Below are 26,293 nucleotides of genomic sequence, written 5' to 3' on the forward strand. Positions count from 1 at the left end.
GGGCGTCCCCGGGCAGGAGCGGGCCCGGCTCTCAGCCGCGCACCTCGAAGCGGTACAGCGAATAGCCGTACGTCGTCTGCCGTGCGACGCCCCGCATCCGGACATGGCGGGCGGTGACGGGCGCCGGGAGTTCCACGGTGTCGACGCCCGCGGTGGTCCGGCCGCGCCGCTCGGCGACGGTGCGCCACTGCGTACCGTCGTCCGAGACCTGGAGGTCGTAGTCGCGGCCTGCCGCCGCCTCCCAGTCGAGCACGATGCGGCGAACCGGCTGCGGCGCACCGAGGTCGACGGCCAGCCACTCGCTGTCCGTGTACAACGACGCCCAGCGGGTGCCGGGATCCCCGTCGGTCGCGTTCGCCGCCGTGAGGGTGCCGGTCTCCTCCGACGACGCGCTGGTCGCCCGCCCGCGCGCAAGGTCCGGGATGTCGAAGACCTCCACCGACCAGAGGGTCCAGCGGACCCTGCCCGTCTCGCGCCCGCGCACGCGCACGAAGCGTGCCCGGGTGGCCTCGAACGCCAGCGTGTCCCGGCCCGGCCGGCCCAGGTCCCGGCGGCTCGCGGCCGTACGCCACGTGCCGCCGTCGTCCGAGACCTCGATGTCGTACGAACGCCCGTACTCGGGACCCCAGTCGAGCCGCACCCGCTGCACGTCGCGGACCTGTCCCAGGTCCACGCGCAGCCAGGGCCCGCCCTGCTCGGCCCCGCTGGTCCAGCGGGTGACCGGGCTGCCGTCGGTGGCGTTCCCGGCGTACGCCCCGGAGGAGGCGGTCGCGGCGGCCCCGAAGGACACCTGCTCGGGTTCCGGGAGCGTCGGGGTGACCGTGGTCAGACCGGGGCCGAGCGCACCACGCCGCAGCTGTGTGGTGAAGTCGGTGTACGACAGGCTCGCCGCGGCCCCGCTCCACATCTTCTGGCCGAGGATGCCGAACGTCTTCTCCACCAGGCCGTGGACTTCCTGCTGGGTGTACGTGGCGTGCACCAGATCGTTCCAGACCGCCGACATGGCGCCGCGCAGCTGCGGGTGGCCGGGGGTCAGGCTCTCCTGGCCGGGGAAGACATGGGGCGCCCACGAGTCGTACAGGAAACGGCCGTCGAGACCGCGCGGATGGTAGTACGTGGCGAAGGGGACGATGTAGAGCAGGGAGTCGTTGGTGTTGACGATCTCGTAGCCGTCCGCCGTCGCGGCCTTCGGCCCGTACCAGCCGTTGTTCCAGCTGTGAATGGTGACGTCCCGGTCGTACGCGCTCGTGTCCCCGGTCATCTCGCTGAGGCTGCCCCAGGCGCGCGGATGCTTGCCCAGCGAGCGCAGATGGGCGGCCATGCCGTTGAAGTACGCGCGGTAGTGCGACTCCGGACCGGTGTACTCGTCGGCACCGTAATGCACTTCGGGGCTGCGGAACCACGGAGTGAACTCGTCGAAGACCTCCTTCATGAAGGTCATCGTGTCCGGGTTGCCCAGGTCGAGATGGTCGCTGTTGGCACCGCCGAGACCGATGTCGGGGCGCACGCGCACGAAGGAGCGGGCGTGGGCCGGGGCGTCGATCTCCGGGGTGAGGCGCACGGCGTGCAGCGCCGCGGTGTCCTCGAAGGAGTCCCAGTCCGCACGTGCGTAGGAACCGTCGGGAGCGGCGAGACCCTCGAACGCGGGGTTGTCGCTGCGCAGCCTGAAGGCGTCGTACGCCTTGCTCCAGTCGCCCCCGGGCGGGCGTATCTCGTTGTCGTTCAGATGGAGTTGGAGTTCGTTGAGCTTGAACCAGCCCATCACCCGCAGGTAGTCGCGGACGAAGCCGGGCGTGAAGAAGCGCCGGCCGACGTCGAGCATGAAGCCGCGCAGCGCGTAGTCGGGCCAGTCCTGCGCGGTTCCGGCCGGGACGGTGCGGCGCTGTTCGTCACGGAGCAGGATCTGGAGCAGTGACCGGGTTCCGTAGTACACGCCGCTGTACGCGGGGGCGGTGATGGTCACGAGATCCTCGGTGACCTCGAACGCGTATCCCTCCCGCTGGTACCGCTCGCCGCCCCTGTCGTGCCGGGCGCCGGGGTCGAGCCGCAGGAGGACGTCGCCCTCGGCGGTGCTCGCGGTGATACGCGCCGCCGCCGGCCGGATCCCGGTGACGTCGGCGATGTCCTGGGTCAACTGCCGTGCGAGCGGCAGCAGTCGCTGGGCATCCTCCGGGGCGACGACCACCCGTGAGGACCCGGTGAGCCGGAAGACCCCGGTGCCCCCCGCCCACTCCTGCAGAGCGGGCGCGACGACCGGCCGCGGATTGACGCCCTGCACGGACCCGCCCCGGTCCGGGACGCCGTCGGCGGCGTACGCGGAGAGGGCCATGGGGCCGACGGGGAGCGCGGTCGCGGCCATCGCTGTGACGACGCTCCGGCGGGAGGGGCGTGGAAGGGGTGAGCTCTTGCTCATGCGTGGTCCTCCTGGGGGACGCCATGAGGTGGGAGTCGTTCCTGTCAGCAGTGGACTACACCACTTGACCCACCTGTGGGGCAAGAGGATCGACAGACCCCGGCCCACGGACGGGGCCCGCTCCCGATGACGTACCTTCCGGATTCCTGCCATGAGGGCCCCCGCCTCCTACCAGAGACGAGACCGCACCATGTCCGAACCCACCACGGAACCCGCGGACCAGCCACGGCTGCGGCACGTGGGCATCGCCGTCGTCGCCACGGCGGCCGAGCACGAAGCGCTGATGGACCGGATCACGGACGTCCTGTGCCCCGACCCCGATCACGAAGGTCCCTGCGCCCTCCCCTGGGCGATGAGCAGCGTCGACGGCGACTCCCTGTCCCGTCGCAGGCGCCGAAGCCTCCTGGAATCGATCGAGGACACGAATCCGACAGGGGGTTGAACGCGCACTGCCCGAAGAACACATCGGCCTGCCCCGTCCGGAGCGGCCGGGTGCCCGGGCGAGCGGGCCCCGCGGATCTGATGCGCGGAGCCCGCTCGGATCCCGGGCGGTCAGGCGGGGGTGATGTTCTCCGCCTGCGGGCCCTTCTGGCCCTGAGTGACGTCGAAGTTCACCTTCTGGCCTTCCTGGAGCTCGCGGAAGCCCTGGGCGGCGATGTTCGAGTAGTGGGCGAACACGTCAGGGCCACCGCCGTCCTGCTCGATGAAACCGAAGCCCTTTTCCGCGTTGAACCACTTCACGGTTCCACTGGCCATTTTTGTCCTCCAAGCAGACACAGAAATCGGCGCCCGCACCGTACGGGCACCGGAGAGGTGATCGTCTTGGTTCTCAGAGACGTCGAACAGCAGAACGCCCGCGAACTCGCGTTCACGGGCAACCGCACCTTCTGAACCACGACAGCTGGACCCGACGCTACACAGCCGACCGGCCCATACGGTGAGCGACGCCCCGACCGTTGTGGCAGTCACCTGCCAGGAGCAAAAGAATTACGTGGCTTCCCGGCCCCGGATCATCGACATCAGCAGCCCGTGGGTCTCGGCGTCGGCGGCCACGACGAGTCCGCGGCCCCCCGGTCCGGCCGGGGCCCCGTCGATCCCCGTGACCACACAGCCGGCGGCCCGGCACAGCGCGATCCCGGCGGCGAAGTGCACGCTCCCGGACAGGTCGCCGCCATCGGTGACGTACGCGGCGCGTTTGCCCGCCGCGACCCAGGCCACCGCCAGCGTTGTGGACACGACGCGTGGCCGGAACCGCTCGACGAAGCCGGGGTGGGCCAGCAGATCCACCGCCCGGAAGCCGGGAGCGCCCGGGAAGGGCGGGTCCAGATTGACGTCCACCAGGCCGGTGGCCGAGGTGGGCACCAGCGGTGCGTCGGTCCCGTTCCGCCGTACCCGGGCGGTCTCTCCGTCGGTGAAGAAGACTTCGTCGGCGAACGGGTCGGCCACGGCCGCCGCCCCGTCGCGCAGGGCCACGTTGACGGCCACGAGCATGGAGCCGACCGCGTAGTTCAGCGTGCCGCACAGGGGATCGACCAACCACTGGCGCACCGCCCCGGAGGCGCCCTGCTGCCCGCCCTCCTCGCCGAGCACCGCGTCGTCGGGCCGGGCTGCACGGATGACGCCGAGGATCGCCTTCTCGGCCTCGACATCGGCGGTGGTGGCGAAGTCCCCGGCACCCTTGTCGATACGGGTGAGCCGACGGCCGTACATGCCCCGCACCACGTCCGCGCCGGCCCGTACGGCGGCTATCGCGATCTCGGTGTCGTCCCGGCCTGCGTTTGAGGTGATCATGCCTGAAGGCTAGGGCCTGTCGTAGCTGCGGTCAGGCCCGTGACCACCGGGATCCCCCCGTCGGGGAGAAGGCCGCATCATCCGATCGGCTGACCCCCGTGTCGTCCGCCGGGGCAGCCGGGGAGAGCTTGTAGGCCGACCGGTTCGGGCGGGAAACGGGCCCAGGATGGAGTGCAGAGCGGGAACGCAGAGAGCTTCCCGAGCCCCCACCGGGCGTCAGCCCCAAGGAGCCGTTGACCATGAAGAAGATGTCGCTGCGTACCCGCGTTCTGACCGGTACCGTCGCTGCCGCCGCCCTCGGCGCCGGTACGTTCGGCGCCGTTTCCGCCAACGCCGCCACCCCGGCCGCCGCCCCCGGCGCGGCCGTCAAGGCCGACGCGGCCAACAAGAACGTCATGCAGACGAGCCACCTGACGGTCGAGGCCGCCACCGAGGCCGCGCAGGCGACGCTCGACGCCGCGAAGAAGGAGAACCAGCGGGTCTCCGTGGCCGTCGTCGACCGCAACGGCAACACCATCGTGACGCTGCGCGGCGACGGCGCCGGCCCGCAGTCCTACGAGGCGGCCGAAAAGAAGGCGTTCACCGCCGTCTCCTGGAACGCCCCCACGTCCGAGCTGGCCAAGCGCCTGGAGTCGGCCCCGACGCTGAAGGACATCCCCGGCACCCTCTTCCTCGGCGGCGGCGCCCCCGTCACCGCCAAGGGCGCCCCCGTCGCCGGCATCGGTGTGGCCGGTGCCCCCAGCGGCGACCTCGACGAGAAGTTCGCCCAGGCCGGCGTCGCCTCGCTCGCGAAGTAACCCCCAGGACCCCGGCGGCACCCGATCCCCCCGAACGGGTGCCGCCGGCCACTTCCGTACGGCCGGCCGCGTGTCCGGCAGTGGCTCACGCCGGGTACGGAGTGGTGCTGCGCGCCGCCCGGAGCGCGGCCGACCACCAGGCCAGCTGGTCGAGCAGCGTCTTCGCGTACCCCGGGGCCCCGGGGTCGAGGGGCCGGCCGTCCTCCCAGGCAGTGAAGTAGTTCGGGAAGGCGAGACCATCCCGAATCGTCACCGCGTGCAGCTCGGTCAGCACGTTCTCCAGATGCAGCACCGCGTGCCGCCCGCCCGCCGCACCGCCGTAACTGACGAAGGCGACGGGCTTGGCCGTCCACTGGGTGAAATGCCAGTCGATGGCCGCCTTCAACGACGCGGGATAGCTGTGGTTGTACTCCGGGGTGACCACGACGAACGCGTCGGCGCCCTCCAGGGCCGACGTCAGCGCCGCCATCCCGGCGGGACGCGGATAGTCGTCGCCCGCGTACTTCGGCGAGGCCGCCGGCAGCGTCAACGGGATCTCGATGTCCGCCAGATCGACGACCTCCACCTCGAACCCGCCATGAGCACCGGCCTGTTCGGCGACCCATGAGGCCACGGCAGGACCGAACCGCCCTTCGCGGACGCTTCCGACGATGATCAGCAGCTTGCTCTGTCTCTCCATGTCCACCACGATCGGGCCGCACCGCGCACCGGGCCAGGCCGTGTTCAGGCTGGCCCCCGCAGGGCCAGGCTGAGCACTCGGCCGCCCGTGGCCACCGCCGTATGCTCGGTTCATGGGAACGCCGTTGGGGGATTTCATCCGGGCCAAGCGCGACAGCACCCAGCCGGAATCGCTGGGTCTGCCCGATCACGGGCGCCGCCGGTCACCGGGTCTGCGCCGGCTGGATCTCGCCGCGCGCGCCGGCATCAGTGTCGAGTACCTGACCCGCATGGAGCAGGGCCGTGACCGCAACCCCTCGGTGGCGGTGGTGAACGCGCTCGCCGACGCACTCAGCCTCGACCCCTCGGAGCGGACCCACCTCCGCTACCTCGCGAAGATCAGCGGCGGCGTGTGCTCCGCGCACCTCCAGCCGGCCCCGTCGCGCCGCGAGGTCCGTCCGTCGGTCCTGGCGACCCTGCGCCTCCTCGAACCGGGGATCGCCCTCGTGACCAACCGGCTGGGCGACATCCTCGCCCACACCGAAGCCTTCCGTATGGTGACGAGCGGAACGGGAATGCTGGACGGGGACGCCCCGAACCTCACCCGGTACGTCTTCACCGACCCCCGCGCCCGGACGTTCTTCGCCGACTGGGACGACGTCGCGGACGAGCAGGCGTTCGACGTGTGGCTCGGGCCCTCCGTGGAGAACTCCGAGTGGTTCACCGCGGAACTCGCCCCCGCCGCAGGCCCCGACTTCACCCGCCGCCTGAATCGCCATGTGGTTCCCCGACGCGGCGCCATCCGCCTCAACCACACCACCGGCACCGAACTCCACCTCCTCCGCGAAACACTCGAACTCCAGCAGGACGCACAGCAGTTGGTCGTCTATCTCCCGGCGGACGAGAAGACGGCAGAGGCCGTCGACCACCTGCTCCACGGTCCCCGCGGCCTGCTGCGGGCCATCTCGTAACGCGGCCCTGTGTCCGCGGAGTCGCTCGAACGACAGTGCGGCGTGGGGTGACGTAAAAACCCCCTCCGGCCCCTGAACCCTCCGTCCCACGGCCCCGTAGTGATCCTCCGTGGTCACCCCGCACCAGCAGGTCGGTGCCCACGTCCGCGATGTGGCACCGGGGCTCCCTGGGACCGGCGATGACGTTTCGATGCCCTGGTCACCACCGGATGCCTTCCGAGCGCAGCAGAGAAGAGGAACCGGCATGGCAGAGAAGAAGCGCATCCTCGTCGTCTCCGACGAGAGTGGCATGGGGCTCGGCGGCGTTCCCGTGTTCAACCAGCTCCTCACGGTGGGGCTCGCGGAGAACCCGGATCACACGGTGGACCTGCTCTACGTGACGGACAGGCCGCAACCGCACGGAAGGGCGAATGTTCACGCCGTTTCCCCGGTGGCGGGCGAGGACAAGATGCAGACGATACTCAAGGCGGCGCAGCAGAAACCGGAGGATTTCGGCCTCCCGGCCGGCGGCACGGGCACGTACGACATCGTCATCGGGCACAGCCGGTTCTCCGGAGCTGCGGCGTCCGCCATGCAGGCCGCCTGGTATCCGGACGCCGTGCACATGAACTTCCTGCACACCTCTCCCGAGAAGCTGGAGCGAGCCAAGATCACCGATCTGAACGACGAGGAAATGGTTCGGATGCGGACGGCGGCAGGCGAGGCCAAGGTGAAGATCGAGAGGGAGATTCTCCGTACCGCCCACGTCGGCGTCGGTGTCGGCGGAGCACTCACCGAGGACATCCGGCGGATTCAGAAGACGACCGGGGAGGCCAAGAGCTGGCACGATCTCATGCCGGGTGGCGAAACGGTCAAGACCTTCATCCCGCCCTCGCCGACGGATCGGCTCAACGTTCTGCTGATGGGGCGCATGGACGACCCCATGAAGGGAGGCGGCGACGCCCTGGCGGCGGTGAAGCATCTCAACGACGGCGGCGCGAACGTGCATCTCACCGTCCGTGGCGCGAATCCGGACAAGCTCCAGGAGACGCAGGCCGAGGCGGACGTGCTCGCCGGCGGAACGGGAAGGGTCACCGTCAAGCCCTTCACCAAGGTCAAGCAGGACCTGGTCGACGACATGCACGCCAACCATGTGGTGATCATGCCGTCCAAGACCGAGGGCTTCGGCCTCGTCGCCACCGAAGCCGCCGCGCACTGCATCCCGATCCTCGTGAACCGGGACAGTGGCGCGGCCAAGTTCCTCCAGGACCCCGTCCGTGGCGCGGAGCACCTGGGGAGGGACAGCGTGGTCATGACACCCGAGGACGCCTCGCAGCGGCACATCGCCTGGGCGGAGGCCATCGGGAAGGTCCAGGACAACTGGGCGGACCGCAAGGTCGGCGCGTACGAACTGCACAAGGTGCTGAAGAACTACACGTGGGAGAACGCGGGGACGGCCCTGGTCGAAGCGGGAATGGCGGCCAAGGACGGAAACGTGCGCGGCTCGGTGCAACTCCAGTCCGGCAAGCTGGGCATGGCCGAAGCCGCGAAACTCACCTCGCCGAACGCCACCCCGGGACAGCCGTTGAGCCACCAGGCGTCCTCGACCCCCGCGCAGGGACCCTCCACGCTCACGACCAAATCGTTGGGTCTCTGAGCGGACGGGCCCGGCGGGAGTGCGGTGCGGGGCCGGCTCGAAGCTCCGGGCCGCACGACCGGAGCCCGAGCTGCCGGGGGCAGACGCAACAGGGCCGGTCGGGCCCTGGACCGGCGACCCGTCAGGTGGGCTGATTCCGGGAGCACTCGGGAGTGGGTGGCCCTGGAACGTCTCGGCGTGTACGCCGCGGCCGGGCAGTTCGTCGCCGTAGGTTTCGCTATCAGGTTCCTATGGGCGGCTGTGGCAGGAAGAGGTGCTGGCGATGGGCAACAGGCGGATCATCACCGTGTTCGGCGCGACGGGACACCAGGGTGGGGCCGTGGCGCGGGCGGCCCTGGACGACAAGGACAGCGGTTTCGGGGTGCGGGCTGTGACGCGCAGGCCGGATTCGGAGCGCGCCAGAGAGCTCGAAGGTCTCGGTGCTGAGGTGGTCAGGGCAGACATCGATGACGAGGCGAGCCTGGGACCGGCGCTGGAAGGCGCCTATGGCGCCTTCCTGGTCACCAACTTCTGGGAGGACATGTCCGCGGCCCACGAGAAGGATCAGGCGCAGACACTGGCCCGGGCGGCCGGGCATGCAGGCGTGCAGCACGCGATCTGGTCCACGCTGGAGGACACACGCGAGTGCATCCCGCTCGATGACGACCGGATGCCCGTCCTGCAGGGCTCCTACAACGTGCCGCACTTCGACGCCAAGGCGGAGGCCGACCACTTCTTCACCGAAGCCGGTGTTCCCACCACGTTCTTGCGGACCACCTTCTACTGGGAGAACCTGCTGTCCATGTTCGCCCCACAGCGCGGGGAGGACGGAACCTTCGAACTCGTCTACCCCATGGGCGACAGCAGGCTCTCCGGCATCGGCGTCGACGACATCGGCAAGACGGCACTGGCCCTCTTCAAAGGCGGCACCGACTTCATCCCCGCCACGGTCAGCATCGCCGGCGAGCACCTGACGGTCGCCGACATGGCCACCGTCATGACCGACGTGCTGGGCGAACCGGTGCGATACCGGCCCCTGACACCCGACGCCTTCCGCGCGCTCGGATTCCCCGGCGCCGACGAGGCCGGCAACATGTTCCAGTACTACGCCGACTGCGAGCACGCCTTCACCACCGCCCGCGACCTCGACGCCGTCCGCGCGCTCCACCCCGGCCTGCAGGACTTCCGTACCTGGCTGACCGCGCACCGCGACCAGTTCCAGTCCTGACCTGCGCGGCGTCCGCGGGCCGGCCGCGGCACACGGAACAACAGGGATATTTCGACGCCGCGACAGTGCCTATGACACCGCCACACCCCCCGATGTGCATGTGTGCAGCTCACGTGGGGTGTGGCGGAGTGGTCAGGTGTGCAGTCTCAGATGTCCCGGAAGATCTCGATCTGCGCGCCCACCGAGTTGAGCCGTTCCGCCAGGTCCTCGTACCCGCGGTTGATCACGTACACGTTGCGCAGCACCGACGTGCCCTCGGCCGCCATCATCGCGAGCAGGACCACCACCGCCGGACGCAGTGCGGGCGGGCACATCATTTCGGCGGCGCGCCAGCGGGTCGGGCCCTCGACCAGTACGCGGTGCGGGTCGAGGAGCTGGAGCCTGCCGCCGAGGCGGTTGAGGTCGGTCAGGTAGATGGCGCGGTTGTCGTAGACCCAGTCGTGGATCAGCGTCTGGCCGTGCGCGGACGCCGCGATGGCGGCGAAGAACGGCACGTTGTCGATGTTGAGGCCGGGGAACGGCATCGGGTGGATCTTGTCGATCGGCGCCTCCAGTTTGGAGGGCCGGACGGTCAGGTCCACCAGCCGGGTGCGGCCGTTGTCGGCGGCGTACTCCGTCGTACGGTCGCAGTCGACGCCCATCTCCTCCAGCACCGCGAGTTCGATCTCCAGGAACTCGATCGGAACCCGGCGGATCGTCAGCTCCGACTCCGTCACCACCGCGGCGGCCAGCAGGCTCATCGCCTCGACCGGGTCCTCGGACGGGAAGTAGTCGACGTCGACGTCGATCTGCGGCACACCGTGCACGGTCAGCGTCGTGGTGCCGATGCCCTCGACCTCGACACCCAGCGCTTCGAGGAAGAAGCACAGGTCCTGGACCATGTAGTTGGAGGACGCGTTGCGGATGACGGTCGTGCCGTCGTGCCGTGCGGCGGCCAGCAGCGCGTTCTCGGTCACCGTGTCGCCGCGTTCGGTCAGCACGATGGGGCGGCCGGGAGTGACGGAGTGGTCGACCTGCGCGTGGTACAGCCCGTCCGTCGCGGCGATTTCGAGGCCGAACCGGCGCAGCGCGATCATGTGGGGCTCGATGGTCCGCGTACCGAGGTCGCAGCCGCCCGCGTACGGCAGGGTGAACTGGTCGACACGGTGCAGCAGCGGGCCGAGGAACATGATGATGGAACGGGTCCGGCGCGCGGCGTCCGCGTCGATGGCCGCGAGGTCGAGCTGGGCGGGCGGGACGATTTCCAGGTCCACACCGTCGTTGATCCAGCGGGTGCGGACGCCGATGGAGTTCAGCACCTCCAGGAGCCGGAAGACCTCTTCGATGCGCGCGACCCGGCGCAGGACCGTACGGCCCTTGTTCAGGAGCGTGGCGCAGAGCAGTGCGACGCACGCGTTCTTGCTCGTCTTGACGTCGATGGAGCCGGAGAGCCGACGGCCGCCCACCACCCTGAGGTGCATGGGGCCGGCGTAGCCGAGCGACACGATCTCGCTGTCGAGAGCCTCGCCGATACGGGCGATCATCTCAAGGCTGATGTTCTGGTTGCCGCGCTCGATCCGGTTGACCGCGCTCTGACTTGTGCCGAGCGCGTCGGCCAGCTGTGTCTGTGTCCAGCCCCGGTGCTGACGGGCGTCACGGATGAGCTTGCCGATGCGTACGAGGTAGTCGTCTTCCATGCCCGAACGTTATCTCAGATATGAGATGAAGATCGCGCCGGGGGTGTGGTGTCCCGTACCGGCTGTGCGCCGGACCGCGGACGCGCCCCCCTCTCATGGTCCGTCAGGTCTGACGGACCGGCAGGTGGGGCGCGTCCGTTCGGGTCGTCGGAGAGGGGACGGGCGACCTCAGCGCCCGCCGGCCGGTTCGAAGCCGGCCAGCATCTGTTCCAGGGCCGTCTGGTCCGGGCCCACGAAGGGTGCGGAGCCGGCCGCCGAGCCCAGCGTGTCGATCATCCGGCCGGTGAGTCCCGGGGCGGGCGGCAGATGCGTGGAGAGGACGAGTTCCGGCTGCCTGTCCTGCAGCTGCCGGAAGGTTCCGAGGAACCGCTGCTCGTCCACGGTCTGCACCCAGGGGCTGTCCACGGTGGCCCACAGCAGCTGGGCGGCCCGCAGGTCCTCCGAGCCGACCGCGCCGACGTCCGGGGCCTCCGCCAGGTCCGCGCTGGGCAGCGGTCCGCCGAAGCAGTCGGAGCTGAAGCACACTCCGGAGCTGTCGTCGAAGAAGCCGACGGTCGCGGGGTTGTCGAACAGCGGTGGCCGGAAGCCGGTCAGCGTCCGGTCGCCGACGTCCAGCGACTGTCCCGGGTTGAGCAGGAACAGCCGGTCCATCGGCAGTGGCCGTTCGCAGGACATGATCCCGACGGCCAGGAACGTGGTCACGAGGCGCGCCTCGGGCGCCGCGGCCAGCAGGTCGAAGATCCCGCCGGTGTGGTCCCGGTCCGGGTGTGTCAGCCAGATCCAGCGCACATCGGCCGGATCGATGACGGAGGAGAGGGTTTCCAGGAAGTTCCGGTCGGGGAGTCCGAGCCCCGTGTCGACGACGACGGGCTGGGCGGAGTGGAGGACGAAGGCGTTGACGGGGATGTGCCCGATCCCGGGCACTTCGAGGCTGTCGCTGATGACGCTGACGTCGGGACGGACCTTGTGGACGGGCATGGCGGACTCCAGGCCCCCCTGGGCTGGTGATCGCTCGTGGCCTCTCCCGTCCATCCTCTGTCAAGCTCGGCTCCGCCGCCCATCGAAGCGGACCGGGACACGGCGCCCGGGCATGACCGCGCGGCGGCGATGTACTAGAGTTATCTCGACATCGAGATATCTGCCGAGGCGTACCGCAGCCGCCGCACGGTAAGGGTTACCTAACTAAGCCTTACCTTAGCGGATGGTGGGGGCCGTAGGCGGCACCATGCGGCGCCGGCCGCCAATGAGGCGCGGCGCGGTAGTACGCGCACATTGAAGAAGGAGACTGTCGTGTCGGCGAACAGCTTCGACGCCCGCAGCACGCTGCGCGTGGGCGACGAGTCGTACGAGATCTTCAAGCTGGACAAGGTCGAGGGCTCCGCGCGCCTCCCTTACAGCCTGAAGGTGCTGCTGGAGAACCTGCTCCGCACCGAGGACGGCGCGAACATCACCGCCGACCACATCCGGGCGCTGGGCGGATGGGACTCGCAGGCCCAGCCCAGCCAGGAGATCCAGTTCACGCCGGCCCGCGTGATCATGCAGGACTTCACCGGCGTCCCCTGCGTCGTGGACCTCGCCACCATGCGTGAGGCCGTGAAGGAGCTGGGCGGCGACCCGGCGAAGATCAACCCGCTGGCCCCGGCCGAGCTGGTCATCGACCACTCCGTCATCGCCGACAAGTTCGGCACCAACGACGCGTTCGCGCAGAACGTCGAGCTGGAGTACGGCCGCAACAAGGAGCGCTACCAGTTCCTGCGCTGGGGCCAGACGGCCTTCGACGAGTTCAAGGTCGTCCCCCCGGGCACCGGCATCGTCCACCAGGTGAACATCGAGCACCTCGCGCGTACGGTCATGGTCCGCAACGGCCAGGCGTACCCCGACACCCTCGTCGGCACCGACTCGCACACCACGATGGTCAACGGCCTCGGCGTGCTGGGCTGGGGCGTCGGCGGCATCGAGGCCGAGGCCGCGATGCTCGGCCAGCCGGTCTCCATGCTCATCCCGCGCGTCGTGGGCTTCAAGCTGACCGGCGAGCTCCCGGCCGGCACCACCGCCACCGACCTCGTGCTGACCATCACCGAGATGCTCCGCAAGCACGGCGTCGTCGGCAAGTTCGTCGAGTTCTACGGTGAGGGCGTCGCCGCCACCTCCCTCGCGAACCGCGCCACCATCGGCAACATGTCGCCGGAGTTCGGCTCCACCGCCGCGATCTTCCCGATCGACGACGAGACGCTGAAGTACCTCCGTCTGACCGGCCGTGACGCCCAGCAGGTCGCGCTCGTCGAGGCGTACGCCAAGGAGCAGGGCCTCTGGCTGGACCCGGCCGCCGAGCCGGACTTCTCCGAGAAGCTGGAGCTCGACCTCTCCACGGTCGTCCCCTCCATCGCCGGCCCGAAGCGCCCGCAGGACCGCATCGTCCTCGCCAACGCCAAGGCGCAGTTCGCCCAGGACGTCCGCAACTACGTCGCGGACGACGAGGAGTCGGGCAAGGAGTCCTTCCCGGCCTCCGACTCCCCGGCCTCCCACAACGGCGTCCCGACCAACCCGGTCACCGTGACCGCCCCGGACGGCACGACGTACGAGATCGACCACGGCGCCGTCACCGTCGCCGCGATCACCTCCTGCACCAACACCTCGAACCCCTACGTCATGGTCGCCGCGGCGCTCGTGGCGAAGAAGGCGGTCGAGAAGGGCCTGACCCGCAAGCCGTGGGTCAAGACCACCCTCGCCCCGGGCTCGAAGGTCGTCACCGACTACTTCGACAAGGCGGGCCTGACCCCGTACCTCGACAAGGTCGGCTTCAACCTCGTCGGCTACGGCTGCACCACCTGCATCGGCAACTCCGGCCCGCTGCCGGACGAGGTCTCCAAGGCGGTCAACGAGCACGACCTGGCCGTGACCTCGGTGCTCTCCGGCAACCGTAACTTCGAGGGCCGGATCAACCCCGACGTCAAGATGAACTACCTGGCGTCCCCGCCGCTGGTCGTCGCGTACGCCATCGCCGGTTCGATGAAGGTCGACATCACCAAGGACGCCCTCGGCGTCGACCAGGACGGCAAGCCCGTCTACCTCCAGGACATCTGGCCCTCCGAGGCCGAGGTCAACGACGTCGTCGCCAACTCCATCGGCGAGGACATGTTCAACAAGTCCTACCAGGACGTCTTCGCGGGCGACGCCCAGTGGCAGGCGCTCTCGATCCCCACCGGCAACACCTTCGAGTGGGACTCCGAGTCCACCTACGTGCGCAAGCCCCCGTACTTCGAGGGCATGACGATGGAGACGACCCCGGTCGTCGACATCACCGGCGCCCGCGTCCTGGCCAAGCTGGGCGACTCGGTCACCACCGACCACATCTCCCCGGCCGGTGCGATCAAGGCCGACACCCCGGCCGGCAAGTACCTCACGGAGCACGGCATCGAGCGCCGTGACTTCAACTCCTACGGCTCGCGCCGTGGCAACCACGAGGTCATGATCCGCGGCACGTTCGCCAACATCCGCCTGCGCAACCAGATCGCGCCGGGCACCGAGGGCGGCTTCACCCGCGACTTCACCCAGGCCGACGCCCCGGTGTCGTTCATCTACGACACCTCGCAGAACTACCAGGCCGCGGGCACCCCGCTCGTCATCCTGGCGGGCAAGGAGTACGGCTCCGGCTCCTCCCGCGACTGGGCTGCCAAGGGCACCGCGCTCCTGGGCGTCAAGGCCGTCATCGCCGAGTCCTACGAGCGCATCCACCGCTCGAACCTCATCGGCATGGGCGTCCTCCCGCTCCAGTTCCCGGAGGGCCGGACGGCCGAGTCCCTCGGCCTGACCGGCGAGGAGACCTTCTCCTTCACCGGCGTGACCGAGCTGAACAACGGCACCACGCCGACCACGGTCAAGGTCACCACCGACACCGGTGTGGAGTTCGACGGTGTCGTCCGCATCGACACCCCCGGCGAGGCGGACTACTACCGCAACGGCGGCATCCTGCAGTACGTGCTCCGCAGCCTGATCCGCAAGTAGAGCGCACCGCACAGCACCGAGGGCCGCACCCCGTCGTCACGGGGTGCGGCCCTTCGGGCTGTTGCGGGTGGTTCGGAGGGGGGCGGGTCAGCCCACCGACGGGGTGCGGTGCACCTCGGTGATCCGGCATGTCACATGGTCCGGTGCAGTGTCGAGCCCCTGCGCCTTCTTCTTCGCCGTCCGGCCCGGCGCGAGACCGACCACCCCGACGATCCCGTCCGCCACCCGGGTGCCGTCCTCGTCCAGGAACTCCACGGTCACGTAGTAGTCCGCAGCCGCCCCGGAACCGTTCACTATCTCCATCCGGGCGGCCGGCCACGAGGTCACCGAGTCCACCGCGCACCCCGCGATCCGTACGTCCTCCTCGGCGTCCGTGCCCGCGACCGTGGGCGTGGGGTCCGACGTGGAGGTGGCCGTGGGCTCGTCCCCGGGCCGCGCCCCGGCCGTCGGAGACGTGCGCGGCCCCCCGGACGCCGTCACCGCCTTGCCCACGGTGTAGAGCAAGGTCCCCAGGAGAGCCACCACGAGGAGACCGCCCCCGACGGACAGCGCGACGATCAGCCCCGTACTGCTCCCGCGCGATGGCTTGGGTCCGCCCCAGCCGGGTTGTGCCCACGGCTGTTGCTCGTACGGCGGCGGCGGCGGTGGTGGTGGCGGCGCAGGCGTTGGTGATGGTGATGGCGGTGGTGGCGGAAAGCCGTCCGACATGAGATCCCCCCTCGGGAAGTCGTCCAGGACGCCCCACGGTAGGTGATCACCGTCCGGCGTTCCCCGAGGCGGGGGCAATCGGGCCACGCCCCCGTGGCAGGTGCGATCGTGGGCCGGCGCGTTCGCGCACGCGGCAGTCACCGCGTACCGACACAGAGAGCGGAACCACGATGGGCGAGCTGATCCTGATCCGGCACGGAGAGACCGAATGGTCCCGTTCCGGGCAGCACACGAGCTATACCGACCTCCCCCTGACGGACTTCGGGGAGCGGCAGGCCCGTGCGCTCGTCCCGCTGCTGGCCGGCCGGAACATCGCCCTCACCCTGGTCAGCCCCGCCCTGCGGGCCCGCAGCACCGCCGCGCTCGCCGGTCTCGCCGGGGCCCGGGTCACGCCCGAGCTGCGCGAGTGGGACTACGGCGGCTACGAGGGCATCACCACCCGGGAGATCCACCGCACGCGGCCCCTCTGGAACCTGTGGACCGACGGAGTCGATCCCGGCGCCGAGGAACACCCGGGGGAGAGCCCGGCGCAGATCGGGGAGCGGGCCGACCGGGTGCTGGCGGGCGTCCGGTCCGCGCGCGAGCGTACGGGGACAGGTGACATTGCACTGGTGGCGCACTCACACTTCCTGCGCGTGCTGACGGCCCGCTACCTCGGGCTGACCCCGGCCGAGGGCCGCCTCTTCCAGCTCGCCACCGGTGCCGTCTCACGGCTGGGTACGGAGCACGGCCAGCCGGTCGTCACGGCGTTGAACCTGGCGCTCCCCGAGAGCCTCCAGGAGCGCTGACCGGGCAGCCCCGGCCCCGCATGCACGCAGGCCCGCGGAGCCGGCCCGCACGCACCGGCGGCCGGCGCTCCCGAAGGAGCGCCGGCCGCCGGCGGGGGGAGCAGGGGGAGCAGGTCAGGACAGCAGCTCCACCTCCGCGAGCTCCGCCGAGCCGTCCAGCACCAGCCGGTACCTGGCGAAGTCGCCCGGCGTGTGCACCGAGAAGACCCGCGTCTGCTTGTTCCAGGCGAACGACTGGGCGGACCGCTTGTCCAGGTCCTTCCAGGTCGTGCCGTCCGACGAGCCCTGGAGGACCCAGCCGGCCGGCGCCTTGGCCGCCGCGGACGAGGTCAGCGTGTACTGGAGCGCCTTCGTGGCCGAGGCCACCGGCAGGTCCACCGATTCGACCGTGGCCTTCGTGGCCGAGGTGTTGTCGAAGAGTGCGCCGTCGCCCTTCAGTACGTCGCCCTTCGAGGCGGGCACCTTGTCGTCCTGGGTGATCGAGACCGGTGCCGCGTCCTTGCCCGTGCCCCAGGCGGACGGCTTGGACCCCATGTCGAACTCCAGCACACCGCCCTTGGCGAGCAGGTCGTGCGGCAGCGAAGTGCTGGTCCACTTCTTGCCGTTGACCTTCAGGCCCTGGACGTAGATGTTCTTCGCGCTGTTCTTCGGGGCCTTGACCACGAGGTCCTGGCCGTTCTCCAGGTGCACCGTGGTCTTGGTGAAGAGCGGTGAGCCGACCGCGTACTCGCCGCTGCCCATCACGAGTGGGTAGAAGCCGAGCGAGGAGAAGAGGAACCACGCCGACTGCTCGCCGTTGTCCTCGTCGCCGTGGTAGCCCTGCCCGATCTCGCTGCCCGTGTAGAGACGGCCGAGGACCTCGCGGACCTTCTCCTGCGTCTTCCAGGGCTGGGAGGCCGCGTCGTACATGTACGTGGCGTGGTGGGCGACCTGGTTGCTGTGGCCGTACATGCCCATCCGTACGTCGCGGGCCTCCGTCATCTCGTGGATGACGCCCCCGTACGAGCCGGTGAACTCCGGTGCCGCGGTCTCCGGCGTGTCGAAGTACGTGTCCAGCTTCTTGGCGAGACCGTCACGCCCGCCGTAGAGGTTGGCCAGGCCGCGGCTGTCCTGCGGGGCGGTGAAGGCGTAGCCCCAGCCGTTGGTCTCGGTGTAGTCGTAGCCCCAGACCCGCGGGTCGTACTGGTCCGACGGAACCCGCCAGTCGCCCTTGGCGTCCTTGCCCTGGAAGAAGCCGGCCTTGTCGTCGAAGAGCTTGACGTAGTTGCGGGCGCGGTTCAGGAAGTAGTCGGACTCCTCCTTGTAGCGCTCCTTCTTCGTCTTCTTGTAGAGCGCCTTGCCCATCTGCGCGATGCCGTAGTCGTTGAGGTAGCCCTCCAGTGACCAGGAGAGGCCCTCGTGCGTCGCTGTGTTCGCGTAACCGGTGAAGGGTGACGTTTCCATGCCCTTGCGGCCGACTCCGGAGGACGGCGGGACCGCGGTGGCGTTCTTCAGCGCCGCCTCGTACGCCGCTTCCGCGTCGAACTTCACGCCCTTGACGTACGCGTCGGCGAACGCCACGTCCGAACTGGTGCCGGTCATCAGGTCCGCGTAACCCGGCGACGACCAGCGGGAGATCCAGCCGCCGTCCTTGTACTGCTGGACGAATCCGTCCACCATCTCGCCGGCCTTCTTCGGGGTGAGGAAGGAGTAGGCGGGCCAGGTCGTCCGGTAGGTGTCCCAGAAGCCGTTGTTGACGTACACCTTGCCGTCGACGATCTTCGCGCCCGTGTGGGTCGGGGTGTCGGGGCCGGTCTGCGGGGAGAAGGGGCTGGCGTACTTGTGCTTGCCGTCGACCTTCTCGAAGCCCGAGTTCGGGTACAGGTACAACCGGTACAGGCTGGAGTAGAGCGTGGTCAGCTGGTCCGCGTTCGCCCCTTCGACCTCCACCTTGCCCAGGAGGCGGTCCCAGGCGCTGCGCGCCCGGTCCCTGACCTGCTCGAAGGACGTGGACGCCGGGAGCTCCGCGGCGAGGTTCTCCTTCGCCTGGTCCACGCTGATGAGCGAGGTCGCCAGCCGCAGGTTGACCGTACGGTCCTTGCCCGCGTCGAAGCGGAAGTAGCCGGTCACGTCGTCGCCGCCACCGCCGCTCAGCTTGCCGCTGCCGGTGACCGGCGCGTCGAAGACCCCGTACACGAAGAGCCGGGTGGCTCCGGTCGAGCCGCCGCTCTTCACGTCGGAGAAGCCGGTGAAGGAGCCGGTCTCCGGGTCGAGGGTCAGTCCGCCGGCGTTCGAGACGTTGTCGAAGACCATGCTCGCGTCGTCACCGGGATAGGTGAACCGCATCCGGGCCGCGTGGTCGGTGGGCGTCATCTCGGCCTTGAGGCCACTGTCAAATGTCACACCGTAGTAGTGCGGCTTCGCCGTCTCGTTCTCGTGGTGGAACGGCAGCGCGCGCGCCGAGCGCGAGGCGTCCGGAGTGCCCTCCGCTCCCGACGGCATCATCTGGAAGGTCTGGCGGTCACCCATCCAGGGGCTCGGCTCGTGGCTGGCGCTGAACGCCTGCACCTCGGGGAGGTTGTCCTCGTTGTTGCCGCGCGCGTAGTCGTACAGCCAGCTCGTCGAGCCCGCGTTGGTGACCGGCGTCCAGAAGTTGAAGCCATGGGGGACGGCGGTGGCCGGGATGTTGTTGCCGCGCGAGAACCCGCCGCTTGAGTTGGTGCCGCGTGTGGTCAGCGCGTAGTCCGCCAGATGCTCCTTGCGCTTCTCCGGCACCTTCGGGGCGATCTTGATGTCGTCGATCCAGCCCTGGAACTTCGACGGGCCCTTCGGGGAGTCGTACGCCACCAGGACGCGGTCGACGGTCTTGCCCGCCGCGACCGTGCCGATGCGCGAGGCGACCTTGTTCCACTGGTTCACGTACAGCCGCTTGGCGTCGGCCTGGCCCTGCGGGCTGAGCACGCCGCCGTGGCTGTCGGTGGCCTTGAGTCCGCTCAGGTAGGTGCCGTCGGTGAAGGCGAGGTCGACCGCGACATGCGTGGCCGGGTAGTCGAGGTCCGTCTCGCCCATCTGCGGGTAGACGAGGTAGGAGAGCTCGGTGTCCTTCGTGACGGCGGTGTCGACGTCGAAGACCTTGTTGTACGAGTAGGCGTGGCCGTCCGGCTTGTGCGTACCGGCGTAGCGCAGGGCCTTCTTCCCGCTGAATCCCGCACCGGACTTCGCGGTGGGGGAGCCGGACGGGCCGCGGTCGGCCTGGCTGCGCATCTCGTCCGGGGCGGGCACGGAGGTGTCGCCGTCGGAGAACTGGACGTCGGCGAGCTGGAGCGCGTCCGAGGCGCCGTTGTTCTTCGTGATCTCCAGACGGAAGTGCTTGTAGGCCGTATCGGAAGTGAAATCGTATGATTTGGTCTGGAAGCGCTCGGAGAAGGCCTGGTCGGTCCGGGTGTCCAGGTCCTTCCAGGTGGTGCCGTCGGTGGAGCCCTTCAGGATCCAGTCCCGGGGGTCGCGCTCGTCGTGGTCGTTGGCCGAGGTCAGTGCGTAGGTCACGACCTTGACCGGTTCGACCAGATCGAATTCGACCCAGCCGGACGGTGCGAAGGTCAGCCACTTCGTGCCGGATTCGACATCGACGAGATTCTCTTTGACCTCTCCGCTGCCGGTGTTCTCGCCACTGGCGCGCAGGTCCGTCACCTTATCTGTGACATTGCCTGGTATTCCTGCGGTGAATCCGCCGTCGACACCGGATGCCCGCTTCTTTCCGTCAGCCCCGGTTTCCACGGTGTTGCGCCAGTCCGGCTGCTTTTCGTCCGCTTCGAACGAGGTGCTGAACTCGTGGTCGCTCCCGGCCGGTTGGTCCGGAGTGGCGGGCCGGGCGATGGCGGCGGACGGTGCCGTCACGACAAGAAGCGAAGTGGCCGCCAGCAAGGCGACCGCACGCGCTCTCGTATGGACTCTTGTGGCGACCGCATGGACTCTCTTGATCCCGATCATCCGGATCATCCCGAGCGATTCCTCCCCTTTTAAAGGCGATAGACAACGTTGTCATTCATGATTTGCAGGGTCTAGTAGGGAGGCCAGTGCACAGTGGTGTCAAGGGTGTTGCACAAGAAACGGCGCCGGAATCGGCCGTTCTGGGGAAATCGGTACGGTGCGCCGGAGGCGCGCAGGGGTCATAGTGATCCGAACCGGGAGGGCTCAGGTATCCGTGAGGTCTCAACTCGGGAAAGACTGCCGCTCAAACCTGCACTCGATCTTGCTCAGTTGGCGAGAAGTGGACTATACCTGTCGGCGTCTGCACAGCCGTTTTACGCGACTGCGCACTCGGGGGCACGAAGAGGGCTGCGGGGGACGCCGGGGGCGTCCGAAGCCGTACGTTCTCCACCACCCCCACCGCACGAGAAGTTCCGGCATTCCGTTTGACCCAAGCGCAACTGACCGCGGTGGCGGGGCCCTTCGCCTGAGGCGATATCGACGGGTGACCGGTACACCGCCTGAGTCCTGGATGAAGGCGAGGACTTGAGCATGGGATCCACCTCTGCGCAGAGCGACAACGGCGGTCTCGGCCGCCCCGATCTGATCAAGCGGAGCGCGACTGTCGCTCGGGCCGCGGCTACGGCGACCGCTTTTCCGGCATCGCTCGGGTGATCACCATCGGTGCCTCTGAGCGGCTCCGAGGCGACGGCTGAACGACCCGATGTGCATCTCCGCCGACATCGCAGGCGGAGACCAACATCAGGACGCGCTCAAAGAGAAGTGCGGCAAGCACGGGGCCAACCCGGCCCGGCAGCCGAACACGCAGCAAACCCGTAGAGATCCAATTGATCAGTGAGGATGCAGAGATGACCATTCGTGCCGGCTCTCTTGACAGGCGAACGCTCCTGCGCGGGGCGATCGCGACGGCAGCCATGGGTTCGTTCGCGGTTGCGTGTGGCTCTCCCTCCAGCAACGACAACGGTGGCGGCGGCCCGAAGGGCGAGAAGGGTGCCAAGAACCCGTTCGGCGTTGCCAAGAACTCCAAGGTCGAGGCGGCCATCTTCGACGGCGGCTACGGCACCGACTACGTCGAGTTCGTCAACACGGTCATCGGGGCCCAGATCGCCGGCACCAAGGTCGACGTCAAGCCGGTCGTCGACATCGGCCCGGAGCTCCAGCCCCGCTTCGTCGGTGGCAACCCGCCGGACCTCATCGACAACTCCGGTGAGGACCAGATCGGCTTCCTGGGCATTCTCGACCAGCTCGAGGAGCTCGACGACGTCTTCGAGGCCAACACCTACGAGGGCAAGAAGATCGCCGACATCGTCTACCCCGGCGTCAAGGACCCCGGCACGTTCAAGGACAAGTTCGTCGCGCTCAACTACGTGATGACGGTGTACGGCGTCTGGTACTCCAAGACGCTGTTCGAGGCGAACGGCTGGACCCCGCCGAAGACGTGGGACGAGGCGCTCGACCTCGGCCAGGCGGCGAAGAAGAAGGGCAAGTACCTCTTCGTCCACGGCAAGGAAGCGGCGACCTACTACCGGACGCTCCTGATCGACTCGGCGATCAAGGAGGGCGGCGACGAGGTCCGGATCGCGCTGGGGAACCTGGAGAAGGGCTGCTGGTCGCACCCGGCGGTCCAGGGCGTCATCAAGATCATGGAGACCATGGTCAAGGAGAAGATGTTCGTCCCCGGCGGCTCCGGCACCCAGTTCCAGAAGGCGCAGGCGATCTGGAGCAACGACCAGAAGGCGCTGCTCTACCCGTCCGGTGGCTGGATCGAGAACGAGATGAAGGACGCCACCAAGGCCGACTTCCAGATGACCGGTGTTCCGGCGATGACGCTCACGGGCAAGCCGAAGATCCCCTACGAGGCGCTCCGTGCGGCCGCGGGCGAGCCGTTCATCGTTCCCAAGCAGGGCAAGAACCCGGCCGGCGGCAAGGAGGTCCTGCGGGCGATGCTGTCCGAGAAGGCGGCCGCCAACTTCTCCAAGACGAAGCTGGCCCCGACGATCGTCAAGGGCACCGTGCCCGCCGACGGTTACGGCTCCACGGCCCTCGTCTCGCAGACGCAGATGCTCGAGGCCGCGGGCGAGAACATCTTCAACTACACGTTCGTCGAGGCCTACGGCATGAACACCGACCAGCTGGTGCCGTGGAACTCGTTCCTCGCCGGCGACATCGACGGCAAGGGTCTGACCTCGGCTCTGCAGAAGATCTCCGACAAGATCCGGGAAGACGACTCCATCGAGAAGATCAAGGTCAGCTAGTAGCGCGATGAGTGACACGATCACCAAACCCGAACCCACGAGCGGTCGGCTCAAGTCGGCCGCTCGCGGCGGGCGTCCCGGGCGCCGCAAACTCACCTTCGACCGGGTGACGTTCTTCCTCGCGTTCCTTGGTATCCCGCTGGCCGTCTTCATCCTTTTCGTCCTGATGCCGTTCGTCCAGGCGATCTATTGGGCGATGACGGACTGGCGCGGCTTCAGCCCGGACTACAACTTCGTCGGGCTGGACAACTTCATCAAGATGTTCGAGGACGACATCTTTCTGAAGGCGTTGCGCAACGTGGCGCTGCTGGCGGCCGTCGTACCGCTGGTGACGTTGACGCTCGCCCTCGGGGTCGCGGTGGCCATCACGCTGGGCGGGCCCAGCAAGGGCCCGGTCCGGGGGATCCGGGGTGCGTCGTTCTACCGGATCATCTCGTTCTTCCCCTACGTCGTGCCGGCGATCATCGTCGGCCTGATCTGGGCGCAGATGTTCGACCCGAACGCCGGCCTGGTCAACGGCTTCCTCACCAAGATCGGTCTTGACGGCTTCGTGGCGTTCGCCTGGCTGGGCGAGGTCTCGACCGCCATGCCGTCCCTGATGTTCGTCTTCGTCTGGGGACTCGTCGGGTTCTACGCGGTGCTCTTCATCGCCGCGATCAAGGGAGTTCCCGCCGAGCTGTACGAGGCGGCCAGGATCGACGGGGCCGGACGGTTCCGGACCACGATCTCGATCACCCTGCCGGCGATCCGGGACAGTGTGCAGACGGCGTACATCTATCTCGGCATCGCCGCGCTGGACGCGTTCGTCTACGTACAGGCACTGTTGCCGAACGGCGGGCCGGCCAACTCGACCCTGACGATCAGCCAGCGGCTGTTCAACGTCGCCTTTGCGAAGCAGCAGTTCGGATATGCCACCGCGATGGGTGTCGTCCTCGCCGGCGTCACCCTGGTGTTCGCGGCGCTGGTGTTCACCGTCTTCCGCCTGACCGGCGGTGGCGAGGGCAAAGAGAATGCGCGTGGGTTCAAGGCTCGGCGTGCTGGAGCCAAGGGAGGTGCTCAGTGAGCGCCATAGCCGCCGACCGGAAACTGGTCAGAGTCACCGCAAGCAGCGACCGCAGGTTCGCCACGATCTCGCACGTCTTGCTAGTCATATGGTCCGTGGTCGTGATCGTGCCCATGCTGTGGGTACTGATGTCGTCGTTCAAGTCGACCGGCGAGATCCTGTCGTCGCCATTCTCGCTCCCGGACCAATGGAGGGTCGAGAACTACGCGAACGCGTGGACCGACGCGAACATCGGGAAGTACTTCCTGAATTCGGTGATCGTCGTTGTCTCTGCGTTGTTCCTGGTGATGTTGCTGGGTGCGATGTGCGCCTACATCCTGGCCAGGTTCCAGTTCCCCGGGCGCCGGCTGATCTACTACACGATGCTGGCCGGACTGACGTTCCCGGTCTTCCTGGCGATCGTGCCGCTGTTCTTCCAGTTGCAGAACTTCGGGTTGCTGAACACGCGTCTGGGACTGATCCTCACCTACGTCGCGTTCGCGCTGCCGTTCACGGTGTTCTTCCTCTATTCGTTCTTCCGGTCACTGCCGCATGACGTCTACGAGGCCGCGTTGATCGACGGTGCCGGTGACTGGCGGGCGTTCTTCCAGGTCATGCTGCCGATGGCCAGTCCGGGCATGTCTGCGGTGGCGATCTTCAACTTCCTGGGGCTGTGGAACCAGTTCCTGCTGCCGGTGGCGCTCAACACCGACCAGGACATGTGGGTCCTGACCCAGGGGATGGCCGCGTACGCGTCCTCGCAGGTCTACGACGTCGACTACGGTGCGCTGTTCGCGGCGATCGTGGTCACGGTGGTGCCTGTACTGGTCGTGTACGTCATCTTCCAGCGCCGGATTGCCGGTTCGGTGTCACAGGGCACCTTCCGCTGACGCCCACCGTCGCGCCGTACGGCCGGCCGGGTCGCTTCGCCGGTCCGCCGGCCGGCGCCATCACGTAACCGCTGCTTCACCCGTTGCGCACAGAGGTCGGGCCCCGGAGAGACAACTCTCCGGGGCCCGACCTCTGTGTAAGGGGCAGGAGCCGATTTCTGTCAAGGGGTTGACGGCATAGGTATCCTCAGCGGAGCTTTGGAGTTCATAACTTGTACAAGGTTCGGTCACCCAGGGTGACGCGGGCCACGATAAGGGTGGGTCAATGGAGACTCCGGGGTCGCAGACATCTCTGCATCGCGCCAACCTTGAGCGGGTTGTGCGCGCCGTGCGTATGGCGGGTTCGCTCACCCAGGCGGAGATCGCCAGAAGCACCGGCCTCTCCGCGGCCACCGTCTCCAATATCGTTCGCGAGCTGAAGGACAGCGGCACGGTCGAAGTGACGCCGACGTCGGCGGGCGGCCGACGGGCCCGGAGCGTCTCGCTCAGCGGCGACGCGGGCATCGTGGTCGGCGTGGACTTCGGCCATACGCATCTCAGGGTGGCCGTCGGCAACCTGGCCCACCAGGTCCTGGCGGAGGAATCCGAGCCGCTGGACGTCGACGCCTCGTCGGCGCAGGGCTTCGGCCGGGCGGAACAGCTGGTGAACCGGCTGATCGAGAGCACCGGGATCGCTCCGGACAAGGTGATCGGCGTCGGGCTCGGCGTGCCCGGCCCGATCGACGTCGAGTCCGGCACGCTGGGCTCCACCTCGATCCTGCCGGGCTGGACGGGCATCAACCCCAGCGAGGAGCTGGCCGGACGCCTCGGCGTGCCGGTGTACGTCGACAACGACGCCAACCTCGGGGCCCTGGGGGAGCTGGTCTGGGGCAGCGGGCGAGGGGTCAGGGATCTCGCGTACATCAAGGTCGCGAGCGGTGTCGGCGCCGGTCTGGTGATCGACGGTTCCATCTACCGGGGGCCCGGCGGCACGGCCGGCGAGATCGGGCACATCACGCTCGACGAGTCGGGCCCCGTGTGCCGCTGCGGCAACCGCGGCTGCCTGGAGACCTTCGCCGCCGCCCGGTACGTCCTGCCCCTGCTCCAGCCGAGCCACGGGCCCGATCTGACCATGGAGCGCGTGGTCCAGCTGGCCCGGGAGGGCGATCCGGGCTGCCGCCGGGTGATCGGGGACGTGGGACGCCACATCGGCAGCGGTGTCGCCAACCTGTGCAACCTGCTCAACCCGAGCCGGGTGGTGCTCGGAGGGTCCCTCGCGGAGGCGGGGGAGCTGGTGCTGGGGCCGATCCGGGACTCGGTGTCCCGGTACGCCATCCCCAGTGCGGCGCGGCAGCTGTCGGTGCTGCCGGGGGCGCTCGGAGGGCGGGCGGAAGTGCTGGGCGCGCTGGCCCTCGTACTCAATGAGATGGGCGATTCGACCCTTTTGGAGAGCGCGCTCTCCACTGCGACGCCTGCCTTCACTTAGATAACGAATGGCACCGTTGTCAT

General features: G+C 68.6%; 19 protein-coding genes. 11 read left to right on the forward strand and 8 right to left on the reverse strand.

Annotated features, from left to right (window positions below):
• Nucleotides 1-31: 31 nt before the first annotated feature.
• Entirely contained in the window at nucleotides 32-2,413 is a 2,382-nt protein-coding gene (locus OG230_RS27715) for a discoidin domain-containing protein (RefSeq protein ID WP_328906445.1), read from the reverse strand.
• 190 nt (nucleotides 2,414-2,603) lie between these two features.
• On the opposite strand from OG230_RS27715, the gene OG230_RS27720 reads away from it, so the two are divergent.
• Complete coding sequence (locus tag OG230_RS27720) at nucleotides 2,604-2,855, forward strand: hypothetical protein (RefSeq protein ID WP_328906446.1); 252 nt, start codon at nucleotides 2,604-2,606, stop codon at nucleotides 2,853-2,855.
• Between the two features lie 110 nt (nucleotides 2,856-2,965).
• On the opposite strand, the gene OG230_RS27725 is transcribed toward OG230_RS27720, so the two are convergent.
• On the reverse strand, nucleotides 2,966-3,169 hold the full coding sequence (locus tag OG230_RS27725) for a cold-shock protein (RefSeq protein WP_037908938.1): 204 nt from the start codon (nucleotides 3,167-3,169) through the stop codon (nucleotides 2,966-2,968).
• A gap of 231 nt (nucleotides 3,170-3,400) precedes the next feature.
• Nucleotides 3,401-4,204, reverse strand: coding sequence for an inositol monophosphatase family protein (locus OG230_RS27730; protein ID WP_328906447.1), 804 nt, complete (start codon nucleotides 4,202-4,204; stop codon nucleotides 3,401-3,403).
• Between the two features lie 239 nt (nucleotides 4,205-4,443).
• Here OG230_RS27730 and OG230_RS27735 point away from each other — a divergent pair, with 239 nt between their 5' ends.
• On the forward strand, nucleotides 4,444-5,001 hold the full coding sequence (locus tag OG230_RS27735) for a GlcG/HbpS family heme-binding protein (protein ID WP_328906448.1): 558 nt from the start codon (nucleotides 4,444-4,446) through the stop codon (nucleotides 4,999-5,001).
• An 85-nt stretch (nucleotides 5,002-5,086) separates the two neighbouring features.
• Here the strand turns inward: OG230_RS27735 and OG230_RS27740 are convergent, their stop codons facing one another.
• On the reverse strand, nucleotides 5,087-5,680 hold the full coding sequence (locus OG230_RS27740; protein ID WP_328906449.1) for an NADPH-dependent FMN reductase: 594 nt from the start codon (nucleotides 5,678-5,680) through the stop codon (nucleotides 5,087-5,089).
• A gap of 112 nt (nucleotides 5,681-5,792) precedes the next feature.
• Between OG230_RS27740 and OG230_RS27745 the strand changes: the two genes are divergently transcribed.
• The 3 genes from OG230_RS27745 to OG230_RS27755 all read left to right on the forward strand — a co-directional run bounded on the left by OG230_RS27745 (nucleotide 5,793) and on the right by OG230_RS27755 (nucleotide 9,472).
• A complete protein-coding gene (locus tag OG230_RS27745; RefSeq protein ID WP_328906450.1) occupies nucleotides 5,793-6,629 on the forward strand; it encodes a helix-turn-helix domain-containing protein in 837 nt (278 codons plus the stop codon).
• 244 nt (nucleotides 6,630-6,873) lie between these two features.
• Nucleotides 6,874-8,265 (forward strand): glycosyltransferase family 4 protein, encoded by a 1,392-nt coding sequence (locus OG230_RS27750; protein WP_328906451.1) that lies wholly within the window; start codon nucleotides 6,874-6,876, stop codon nucleotides 8,263-8,265.
• Nucleotides 8,266-8,527: 262 nt separating this feature from the next.
• Nucleotides 8,528-9,472 (forward strand): NmrA/HSCARG family protein, encoded by a 945-nt coding sequence (locus tag OG230_RS27755; RefSeq protein ID WP_328906452.1) that lies wholly within the window; start codon nucleotides 8,528-8,530, stop codon nucleotides 9,470-9,472.
• A 146-nt stretch (nucleotides 9,473-9,618) separates the two neighbouring features.
• On the opposite strand, the gene OG230_RS27760 is transcribed toward OG230_RS27755, so the two are convergent.
• Together OG230_RS27760 and OG230_RS27765 are read right to left on the reverse strand one after the other, a co-directional pair.
• Nucleotides 9,619-11,148: a helix-turn-helix domain-containing protein gene (locus OG230_RS27760; RefSeq protein ID WP_328906453.1), complete on the reverse strand. Its 1,530-nt coding sequence runs from the start codon at nucleotides 11,146-11,148 to the stop codon at nucleotides 9,619-9,621.
• 168 nt (nucleotides 11,149-11,316) lie between these two features.
• On the reverse strand, nucleotides 11,317-12,126 hold the full coding sequence (locus OG230_RS27765) for an MBL fold metallo-hydrolase (RefSeq protein ID WP_328906454.1): 810 nt from the start codon (nucleotides 12,124-12,126) through the stop codon (nucleotides 11,317-11,319).
• A 312-nt stretch (nucleotides 12,127-12,438) separates the two neighbouring features.
• Here OG230_RS27765 and acnA point away from each other — a divergent pair, with 312 nt between their 5' ends.
• On the forward strand, nucleotides 12,439-15,153 hold the full coding sequence (gene acnA, locus OG230_RS27770) for an aconitate hydratase AcnA (RefSeq protein WP_328906455.1): 2,715 nt from the start codon (nucleotides 12,439-12,441) through the stop codon (nucleotides 15,151-15,153).
• 87 nt (nucleotides 15,154-15,240) lie between these two features.
• Here the strand turns inward: acnA and OG230_RS27775 are convergent, their stop codons facing one another.
• A complete protein-coding gene (locus OG230_RS27775) occupies nucleotides 15,241-15,657 on the reverse strand; it encodes an FxLYD domain-containing protein (protein WP_328906456.1) in 417 nt (138 codons plus the stop codon).
• A gap of 374 nt (nucleotides 15,658-16,031) precedes the next feature.
• Between OG230_RS27775 and OG230_RS27780 the strand changes: the two genes are divergently transcribed.
• On the forward strand, nucleotides 16,032-16,649 hold the full coding sequence (locus OG230_RS27780) for a histidine phosphatase family protein (RefSeq protein WP_328906457.1): 618 nt from the start codon (nucleotides 16,032-16,034) through the stop codon (nucleotides 16,647-16,649).
• 114 nt (nucleotides 16,650-16,763) lie between these two features.
• Here the strand turns inward: OG230_RS27780 and OG230_RS27785 are convergent, their stop codons facing one another.
• Complete coding sequence (locus OG230_RS27785) at nucleotides 16,764-20,618, reverse strand: GH92 family glycosyl hydrolase (RefSeq protein WP_328911555.1); 3,855 nt, start codon at nucleotides 20,616-20,618, stop codon at nucleotides 16,764-16,766.
• Between the two features lie 848 nt (nucleotides 20,619-21,466).
• Here OG230_RS27785 and ngcE point away from each other — a divergent pair.
• The 4 genes from ngcE to OG230_RS27805 all read left to right on the forward strand — a co-directional run bounded on the left by ngcE (nucleotide 21,467) and on the right by OG230_RS27805 (nucleotide 26,270).
• Nucleotides 21,467-22,873: an N-acetylglucosamine/diacetylchitobiose ABC transporter substrate-binding protein gene (gene ngcE, locus OG230_RS27790; protein ID WP_328906458.1), complete on the forward strand. Its 1,407-nt coding sequence runs from the start codon at nucleotides 21,467-21,469 to the stop codon at nucleotides 22,871-22,873.
• 7 nt (nucleotides 22,874-22,880) lie between these two features.
• Complete coding sequence (locus tag OG230_RS27795; protein WP_328906459.1) at nucleotides 22,881-23,936, forward strand: carbohydrate ABC transporter permease; 1,056 nt, start codon at nucleotides 22,881-22,883, stop codon at nucleotides 23,934-23,936.
• Nucleotides 23,933-24,805: a carbohydrate ABC transporter permease gene (locus OG230_RS27800; RefSeq protein WP_328906460.1), complete on the forward strand. Its 873-nt coding sequence runs from the start codon at nucleotides 23,933-23,935 to the stop codon at nucleotides 24,803-24,805. Before OG230_RS27795 ends, OG230_RS27800 begins: the two co-directional genes overlap by 4 nt.
• 265 nt (nucleotides 24,806-25,070) lie before the next feature.
• Entirely contained in the window at nucleotides 25,071-26,270 is a 1,200-nt protein-coding gene (locus OG230_RS27805; protein WP_328906461.1) for an ROK family transcriptional regulator, read from the forward strand.
• Nucleotides 26,271-26,293 lie beyond the last annotated feature (23 nt).

Origin of the sequence: Streptomyces sp. NBC_00234, from assembly GCF_036195325.1 — a bacterium.
Taxonomy (GTDB): Bacteria; Actinomycetota; Actinomycetes; order Streptomycetales; family Streptomycetaceae; genus Streptomyces.

Excerpts from the sequence above, each read along its gene's own strand:
- OG230_RS27785 (WP_328911555.1), bottom strand. The coding sequence starts at position 20,618 with ATGATCGGGATCAAGAGAGTCCATGCGGTCGCCACAAGAGTCCATACG.
- ngcE (WP_328906458.1), top strand. The coding sequence starts at position 21,467 with ATGACCATTCGTGCCGGCTCTCTTGACAGGCGAACGCTCCTGCGCGGG.
- OG230_RS27745 (WP_328906450.1), top strand. The coding sequence starts at position 5,793 with ATGGGAACGCCGTTGGGGGATTTCATCCGGGCCAAGCGCGACAGCACC.
- OG230_RS27720 (WP_328906446.1), top strand. The coding sequence starts at position 2,604 with ATGTCCGAACCCACCACGGAACCCGCGGACCAGCCACGGCTGCGGCAC.
- OG230_RS27780 (WP_328906457.1), top strand. The coding sequence starts at position 16,032 with ATGGGCGAGCTGATCCTGATCCGGCACGGAGAGACCGAATGGTCCCGT.
- OG230_RS27795 (WP_328906459.1), top strand. The coding sequence starts at position 22,881 with ATGAGTGACACGATCACCAAACCCGAACCCACGAGCGGTCGGCTCAAG.
- OG230_RS27725 (WP_037908938.1), bottom strand. The coding sequence starts at position 3,169 with ATGGCCAGTGGAACCGTGAAGTGGTTCAACGCGGAAAAGGGCTTCGGT.
- OG230_RS27765 (WP_328906454.1), bottom strand. The coding sequence starts at position 12,126 with ATGCCCGTCCACAAGGTCCGTCCCGACGTCAGCGTCATCAGCGACAGC.
- OG230_RS27735 (WP_328906448.1), top strand. The coding sequence starts at position 4,444 with ATGAAGAAGATGTCGCTGCGTACCCGCGTTCTGACCGGTACCGTCGCT.
- OG230_RS27760 (WP_328906453.1), bottom strand. The coding sequence starts at position 11,148 with ATGGAAGACGACTACCTCGTACGCATCGGCAAGCTCATCCGTGACGCC.
- OG230_RS27750 (WP_328906451.1), top strand. The coding sequence starts at position 6,874 with ATGGCAGAGAAGAAGCGCATCCTCGTCGTCTCCGACGAGAGTGGCATG.
- OG230_RS27740 (WP_328906449.1), bottom strand. The coding sequence starts at position 5,680 with ATGGAGAGACAGAGCAAGCTGCTGATCATCGTCGGAAGCGTCCGCGAA.
- OG230_RS27755 (WP_328906452.1), top strand. The coding sequence starts at position 8,528 with ATGGGCAACAGGCGGATCATCACCGTGTTCGGCGCGACGGGACACCAG.
- OG230_RS27805 (WP_328906461.1), top strand. The coding sequence starts at position 25,071 with ATGGAGACTCCGGGGTCGCAGACATCTCTGCATCGCGCCAACCTTGAG.
- OG230_RS27730 (WP_328906447.1), bottom strand. The coding sequence starts at position 4,204 with ATGATCACCTCAAACGCAGGCCGGGACGACACCGAGATCGCGATAGCC.
- OG230_RS27715 (WP_328906445.1), bottom strand. The coding sequence starts at position 2,413 with ATGAGCAAGAGCTCACCCCTTCCACGCCCCTCCCGCCGGAGCGTCGTC.